The 7,902-nt window shown below is 64.6% G+C and carries 4 protein-coding genes; 1 reads left to right on the top strand and 3 read right to left on the bottom strand.

Annotated features, from left to right (window positions below):
* The first annotated feature begins 413 nt into the window (after nt 1-413).
* Nucleotides 414-2,993, top strand: a complete 2,580-nt coding sequence (locus tag BP846_RS03470) for a plasma-membrane proton-efflux P-type ATPase (protein ID WP_292392654.1) — start codon at nt 414-416, stop codon at nt 2,991-2,993.
* 10 nt (nt 2,994-3,003) lie between these two features.
* Here the strand turns inward: BP846_RS03470 and ppsA are convergent, their stop codons facing one another.
* From ppsA to gap, 3 genes are read right to left on the bottom strand one after another with little or no spacing between them, the layout of a single operon-like run.
* The gene (gene ppsA / locus BP846_RS03465) at nt 3,004-5,442 is read right to left on the bottom strand and encodes a phosphoenolpyruvate synthase (protein WP_292392653.1); all 2,439 of its coding nucleotides are present in this window, start codon (nt 5,440-5,442) and stop codon (nt 3,004-3,006) included.
* Nucleotides 5,439-6,497: an NAD(P)-dependent oxidoreductase gene (locus BP846_RS03460; protein ID WP_292392652.1), complete on the bottom strand. Its 1,059-nt coding sequence runs from the start codon at nt 6,495-6,497 to the stop codon at nt 5,439-5,441. The genes ppsA and BP846_RS03460 overlap by 4 nt, the downstream gene beginning before the upstream one ends.
* 9 nt (nt 6,498-6,506) lie before the next feature.
* Nucleotides 6,507-7,517, bottom strand: a complete 1,011-nt coding sequence (gene gap / locus BP846_RS03455) for a type I glyceraldehyde-3-phosphate dehydrogenase (RefSeq protein ID WP_394339954.1) — start codon at nt 7,515-7,517, stop codon at nt 6,507-6,509.
* Between the last annotated feature and the right edge of the window lie 385 nt (nt 7,518-7,902).

Below are 7,902 nucleotides of genomic sequence, written 5' to 3'. Positions count from 1 at the left end.
AAACGAATCTGTGGAGGGAGACATCGTTTGCATTTTATTTGCTCCGATGCGCAGTAAATCCGGTTTTGTCGCTCAGTAAATGTCTCGAACGCTGGTGTCTCATTGCAAAAGGACTTGCAGAAGGCAACAGAGAGAGACCACGCCAGATGGTTGAGGTATACCAGTACCGACGCGGGGTAGGTGTACCCGCGGGTTAAGTTAGCGCATATGGGGGCAAGCCCCCCTCCCCGTCAGCCCCTCCCCCAGACGTGATAGCCACCACGGTCCAGTGTCCGGGGAGAGATCCAAGGAAGAACCGGCCCCCGGCACGGCTTCCCACTGGGTATCCCCACGCACTGCCCCCGCCCCTGAGGGGCGGGGGAGGAGGCCGGAGGCCGGGCGGGGTGGGGGGTTGCCGCCGAGGGAGATCCTCAATGGCGATATCCACCACAGTCTACTGCTACATCGGTGGGGCGGGGGAAGATAACCCCACAAACACACCGGTCCCCGGGCCCGGCAACGGCACCTATATACGATCCCCCGGAGAGGGGGCGGGCGGGGAAACCATGGAGCGCCAGACGATCAGCACCGACGAGGCCCGGGGCATGGCCGTCGACGACCTCTACCGGGCCCTCTCCTCCCGGCGGGACGGCCTGACCCGGTCCGGGGCGGAGGACCGCATCCGGAAGTTCGGCTACAACGAGATCCCTGAGAAAGAGGAGAGCGCGGTCCTGAAATTCTTCCGCTACTTCTGGGGCCCCATCCCATGGATGATCGAGGCGGCGCTCATCATATCCGCCGCCATTGGGCGCTGGGAGGACTTCGCGATCATCCTTGTCCTCCTCCTCACGAACGCAGTCGTCGGTTTCTGGCAGGAATATCAGGCAGGCAACGCCATCGCCATGCTGAAAAAGAGGCTCGCGCTCGAAGCAAGGGTGCTTCGCGACGGCAGATGGCAGAAGGCCGCCGCCCGGGACCTCGTTCCCGGTGATATCGTCCGGGTCAGGAACGGGGACATCATCCCCGCCGACATCAAACTCGTCGAGGGAGACTTCCTCTCAGCCGACGAGTCTGCTCTCACCGGTGAGTCGATGCCGGTCGAGAAGCACGTATCTGATATCGCCTACTCTGGCTCTACCGTCAAACAGGGCGAGATGACCGCGCTCGTGGTAGCCACAGGGCAGGCGACCTTCTTCGGCAGGACCGCCCGGCTCGCCGGGGAGGCGGTGACGGTCAGCCACTTCCAGAAGGTCGTCGTCAGGATCGGCGACTACCTGATCGTGCTTGCGATCGCCCTCGTCACCATAGTCTTCATCGTCTCGCTGGCCCGGCAGGAGAGTATCCCCGAAACACTCCAGTTTGCGCTCGTCCTGATCGTGGCGGCGATCCCCGCGGCGATGCCGGCCGTCCTCTCGATCACCATGGCAGTGGGGGCGACGGCGCTTGCACGGCGGGAGGCCATCGTCAGCAAACTCGTCGCCATCGAGGAGATGGCCGGGGTGGACGTCCTCTGCACAGACAAGACCGGGACGATAACCGAGAACAGGCTCACTCTCGCCGGGGTCGTCCCTTTTGAGGGATTCGGGGAAGACGACGTGCTCCTCGCCGCCCTCCTCGCATCCCGGGAGGAGGACCAGGATCCCATCGACATCGCGATCATCGAGTCAAAGGAGGCGCAGAACCTCAAAGAGCGGTTTGCCTCCTATACCGTCACCGGCTTTAAGCCCTTCGACGCGGTGGTAAAGCGCACCGAGGCCACGGTCCGGGGCAGCGACGGCCGGGAGTTTTCGGTCGCAAAGGGTGCGCCGCAGGTGATCCTCGCCCTCGCCGGCGGGGGGAAAGATCTTACGGAGGCAGTCGATCGCCTCTCCGGAACCTTCGCGAAGAAAGGCTACCGGATGCTCGGCGTCGCAAGGAGCGGCGCACCCGGCACCTGGGTCTACGCCGGCGTCCTCGGGCTCCACGACCCGCCCCGCGACGACTCCGCAGCAACCATCAAAACGGCGGCAGAGATGGGGCTCGACGTCAAGATGGTCACCGGCGACCATGTGGCGATCGCCCGCGAGGTCGCCCGGGAGGTGAACCTCAGGACCGAGATCGCCACCGCCGACGCCTTCGTAGATGAGCGCGACCCCGAAGCGGCGAAGATCGTCGAGAAGGCGGCCGGGTTCGCCGAGGTCTTCCCGGAACACAAATACCGGATCGTCTCCCTCCTCCAGTCCCGGGGGCACATCGTCGGCATGACCGGCGACGGCGTGAACGATGCCCCCGCCCTGAAGAAGGCTGACGTCGGGATCGCGGTCGCCGGGGCCACGGACGCGGCAAAGTCGGCGGCCGCGATCGTCCTCACGAAACCCGGGCTCTCGGTGATCATCGATGCGATCAAAGAGAGCCGGATGATCTTTCAGCGCATGAGCCATTACGTCACCTACCGGATCGCCGAGACCATCCGCGTCCTCTTCTTCATCACCCTCTCGATCCTGATCTTTGGGTTCTTCCCGATAACCGCCCTAATGATCGTCCTCCTCGCCCTCTTAAACGACATCCCGATCATGACCATCGCCTGGGACAACGTCCTCTACTCCCGCGCCCCCGAACGGTGGAAGATGCGCGAGATTCTCACGATTGCGACACTCATCGGATTCGTGGGGGTCATATCATCGTTTACCATGCTTGCCATCGCCCAGGGGCCGCTGCACCTCACCCTGGATGTCATCCGGTCGCTCATCTTCCTCAAACTCGCGGTCGCTGGCCACCTCACCGTCTTCGTCGCCCGCACCCGGGGGCCGTTCTGGTCTGTCCGGCCCGCTCCGGCCCTGCTCGGGGCGGTGATTGTCACCCAATCGGTCGCGACGCTGATCACTGTCTACGGGTTCATCATAACGCCCATCGGCTGGCCGCTTGCGGTCTTCGTCTGGGTCTACGCACTGGTCTGGGCGCTTGTGATCACGGACCCGATAAAGGTCTACGCCTATCGCCTCATCGACCGCGGCAGCATACCGTTTGTCCGGTGAGGGATCTCCCTCACCGGGGCAGCGGCGCCATCCTCTTTGACCCCGAAAGCCGCTCCTCAACCTCGGCCACCCGGAGGGTGATCTTCAGCACCGCGTCGGGTTCGACCGATATCGAGTCGATCCCCTGCTCCACCAGGAAGTCGGCGAACTCCGGGTAGGTGCTCGGCGCCTCGCCGCAGAGCCCGCTGTGCCGCCCGTTCCGCCGGCACCCCTCGACAGCCATGGCGATCATCCGCTTGACACCCGGGTCGCGCTCGTCGAAGGCCCCGCCCACGACCGCCGAATCGCGGTCGATACCGAGCGTCAGCTGGGTCAGGTCGTTTGAGCCTATCGAGAACCCGTCGAAGTAGTCGCTGAACGCGTCGATCTGGACGACGTTGTTCGGGATCTCGCACATCTGGTATATCTGAAGGCCGTTCTCGCCCCGCCGGAGACCGTTCTTCCCGAGTTCCTCGATGACCCGCTTTGCCTCCTCCACCCGGCGGCAGAAGGGGATCATGATGATCAGGTTCGTAAGCCCCATCTCCTCACGCACCCGCTTCATCGCCCGGCACTCGAGTGCAAACCCCTCCCGGTAACGCTCGTCGTAGTAGCGGGCGGCGCCGCGGAACCCGAGCATCGGGTTTGCCTCCTCCGGCTCGAAGTAGGTCCCGCCGAGCAGGCTTGCATACTCGTTCGTCTTGAAGTCGCTCATCCGGACGACCACCGGGTTCGGGTAGAACGCCGCAGCGATGGTCCCGGCGCCCTCAGCGAGCCTCTCGACGAAGTACTCCTCCCCGTCCGGGTAGCCGTAGGTGAGGTCGGCGATCAATCTTCTGACCGCTTCGTCCGTGACCCGCTCGGGGTGGATGAGCGCCATCGGGTGGACCTTGATGTAACTGCTGATGATGAACTCCATCCGGGCAAGCCCGATGCCGTCGTTCGGGACCATCGCAAGCCCGAAGGCCGCGTCCGGGTTCCCGAGGTTCATCATCACTGCGGTCTTGGGCCTTCGCAGGTCCGAGAGCAGGGTTCTCTCGACGTGGAACGGGAGGGCGTCATCGTAGACGAACCCCTCCTCCCCCTCGGCGCAGCTGACCGTCACCTCCCGGCCCGTCGGGACCTTCTCGGTCGCATCGCCCGTGCCGACGACCGCGGGGATCCCGAGTTCCCGGCTGACGATTGCGGCGTGGGAGGTCCGCCCGCCCCGGTTCGTCACGATGGCGGCGGCCGTCTTCATCACGGGCTCCCAGTCCGGCGTGGTGGTGTCGGAGACCAGGACTTCTCCCGGCCTGAATTCGGGAAGCCTGCTGACATCGGTGATGGTCCGGGCCTTCCCGACGGCGATCGCATCCCCGATGCTCTTTCCGGCGGCAAGTACCGCCCCGCGCTCGTCCAGGTGGTAGGTCTCGAGGACGTCTCCTGCCTTCTGTGACTGCACCGTCTCGGGCCGGGCCTGGACGACGAAGAGTTCCCCGGTCTCACCGTCCTTTGCCCACTCGATGTCCATCGGCACCGGTTTTCCGGCCTTCGTCGAGTAATGATCCTCGATCGTGAGCGCATACCCGGCGAGCGTCAGGACATCGTCGTCGGCGATGCAGAACCGCTTCTGGTCGGCCTCCGGGACATCGACCCTCCGGGTGACCTCTTTCTCTCCCCCGTGGCCGTAGATCAGTTTCACCTTCTTCTCGCCGAGGTTCTTCCTGACGATGGCCCGGTAGCCCTTCCGGAAGGTCGGTTTGAAGACATAGAACTCATCGGGGTTGACGGCGCCCTGGACGACCATCTCACCAAGCCCGTAGGACCCGGTGATGAGGACCACGTCCCGGAAGCCAGTGTCGGTGTCGAGCGTGAAGATGACCCCGCTTGAGGCGAGATCCGAGCGGACCATCTTCATGACCCCGACCGAGAGGGCGACCTTGAAGTGGTCGAAGCCGTTGTCTATCCGGTAGGCGATCGCCCGGTCGGTGAAGAGGGAGGCAAGGCATCTGGTATAGGCCTCCCGCAGCGCCTGGTAGCCGCGGATGTTCAGGTAGGTCTCCTGCTGGCCCGCGAACGAGACCGTCGGGAGGTCTTCGGCCGTTGCGGAACTCCGGACGGCGACGTCGGCATCTGGCCCGTACTCGTCGCAGAGCATGTCGTAGGCCGCCTGGATCTCGTTCCAGAGATCGTCGGGGATCCCGGCCGAAAGGATCAGGTCGCGGGCCTTCTTTCCCCGCTTCGCGAGGTCGGCAACGTCGTTCCGGTCGAGCCCTGCAAGCGTCTCCTTCAGGGCGTCGAGGATCCCTGCGGATTCGAGGACGTGCCGGTAGCCCCCGGCAGTCACGGCAAACCCGTCGGGGATCTTCACGCCCTTCGGGGTCAACTCGCTGTACATCTCGCCGAGCGACGCGTTCTTCCCGCCGACCAGGCCGACGTCCTCGTTTCTGATCTCGGAGAACCAGCGGATATAGGTCGCGTCCTGCTTCATGCTCTCCCACCCCCGGCCGGCGACGGCGCTGGCACCCGGTAGGTCCCGGCAACGATGTTCTGGGGGGTTCCGGCAAAGAAGGCTCTTATGTTCTCGATGCTGGTGGCGAGGATCCGCCCGAGCGCCTCACGGGTGTTGAAGGCGTTGTGCGGTGTCAGGATAGCCCGGTCCGAGTGCAGGATGGCGAAACTCTCGAGCGCCTCCTTGAGTTCGGTCGCCGGGGGTTCGCCCGCCCCCGAAAACTCCTCCTCGATCCAGACCTGCTCCCCCTCGAAGGTATCGAGCGCGACCCCCCCGAGGCGACCTTCGCGGAGGGCGCCGGCGACCGCTCTCGTATCCACCACGCCGCCCCGGGAGGTGTTGACGAGAAGCGCGGTGCCCTTGACCAGCCGCAACCGTTCTGCGTTGATCAGGTGGTGCGTGGCCTTCGTGTAGGGGACGTGCAGGCTGATGACGTCGGCCTGTCCGAGAAGGTCGTCGAGGTCGAGGTAGCGGACGCCATAGTCCTCGGTGAGGGCCGGGTTCGGCCGCAGGTCGTAAGCGATCACCTCCATCCCGGCCGCGTGGGCGAGGCGGGCGAGGTGCGACCCGATGCGCCCGGTCCCGACCAGGCCGAGGGTTTTTCCGGCGAGGTCCATGCCCGCGAGCCCGGTCCGGGAAAAGTCGCCCCGGTCCACCCGCGCAAACGTCGGCCTGAACCTCCGGGCGAGGGCAAGGATGAGCCCGAACGCGAACTCAGCCACGGTGGTATCACCGTAGAGCGGCACGTTACAGACGGCGATGTTCCTCTCCCGGCAGGCATCCACGTCGATATGGTCAAACCCGGTGGACATGGCGGCGATCACCCTGAGGTCAGGCAGCCGGTCGAGGACCTCCTGTGTGACGTGCGACGTGACAAAGACCCCAATGCCGTCGGCGTCGTGGGCAAGGGATGCGTTCTGGAGCGTGAGCGGTTCGGAGTGCAGGTTAACCTCGTAGCCGTTCTCGCGGGCAAAGGCGTCCCTGACCACGTCCTGTTCGTGCTCATCGAGGTCGAAGAAGACCAGTTTTATCATAGGTCCCTCTCACTCCCGGGAGGCCATGTAGGAGGCAATATCGACCATCCGCTTCGCGTACGCGAACTCATTATCATACCAGACCAGGACCCGGGCCATCCGCCCGCCGACGACGCTCGTGGACCGGCCGTCGATGACCCCGGAGTGCGGGTCGCCGACGATATCGGCCGAGACCAGCGGGTCTTTCGTATATGCGAGGAACCCCTTCATCTTTCCTTCCGCCGCCTGCTTCATCGCGGCGTTCACCGCATCCCCTGTTGTGTCCCGCTTCAGTTCTGCGACGATATCGACGACCGACCCATCGGGGATGGGGGCCCGGATCGCGATCGCGTCCATCTTCCCGGTGAGTTCGGGGAGGACGCGTGTGGTGGCGACGGCAGCGCCGGTCGTCGTCGGGATCAGCGAGACGGCCGCGGCACGCCCCCGGCGGGGTTTCTTTGTGGCCCGGTCGACCAGTGCCTGGGTGGCGGTGTAGGCATGGATCGCCGTCGCCATCAGCCGCTCGACGCCAAAAGAGTCGTTGAGCACCTTCGCCGCCGGCGCAAGCGCGTTGGTCGTACATGATGCGTTCGAGACGATGGTATGCTTTGCCGGGTCGTATGACCCCTCGTTGACGCCGAGCACGACCGTCAGGTCTGCGTCGGGCGAGGGTGCGCTGATGACGACCCGTGCGGCCCCGGCATCCAGGTGTTTGGCGGAGGCCGCCCGCTCGGTGAACCGTCCTGTGCACTCAAGCACCATATCCACGCCGAGGTCGTTCCACGGGAGGCGTGCAGGGTCCCTCTCATGGAGCACCCGCACCTCCTTCGACCCGAACCTGATATGGTCAGGGCCGGCCTCGACCGGGAAGGGCGCCCGCCCGTGGACCGAATCGTACTTCAGTAGGTAGGCGAGTTCTTCTGTCGGGTTTGGGTCGTTTACCGCGACGATATCGATATTCTCCGGCGTATCGGTGAGGTAGTTGTAGAGGGCCTTCCGCCCAATCCGCCCGAACCCGTTGATGGCAACTTTCTTCATGATATTTCCCCCTTGTCAGACAAGGGGGTCTCCTCTGCAGGACGGTATATATGATCTCCCTTCGCCCCGGGAAGAAGCCGGGAGCTCGCCGGTTCGGTGGCGATTGGGTTTTTCCAGCCTTTGGGTTTCGTACCCACTGGACCCTGCGGCCCTTCGGCCTCTTCTAGTCATGCTCCCGGGCATGGTGTTCTTTCGGGGGAGGAGGGTCTGCCCACCGACCCTCTCCCCCACGGTCCAGTGTCCAGAGGCACCGTCCTCGCTTCTGAGAGTTCTGGTATCTGGCGGGATCTGTCAACCCTAATTTCCTCTCCCAGCCCCGGACATGGCTTTCCACCGGGTATCCCCACGCACTGCCCCCGCCCCCTGGGGCGGGGGAGGAGCGCGAAGC

Source organism: Methanoculleus sp. UBA303 (assembly GCA_002501655.1).
Lineage (GTDB): Archaea > Halobacteriota > Methanomicrobia > Methanomicrobiales > Methanoculleaceae > Methanoculleus.
The sequence above is the reverse complement of the archived record's forward strand: the minus strand, read 5'-3'. Positions and strand labels throughout refer to the sequence as shown.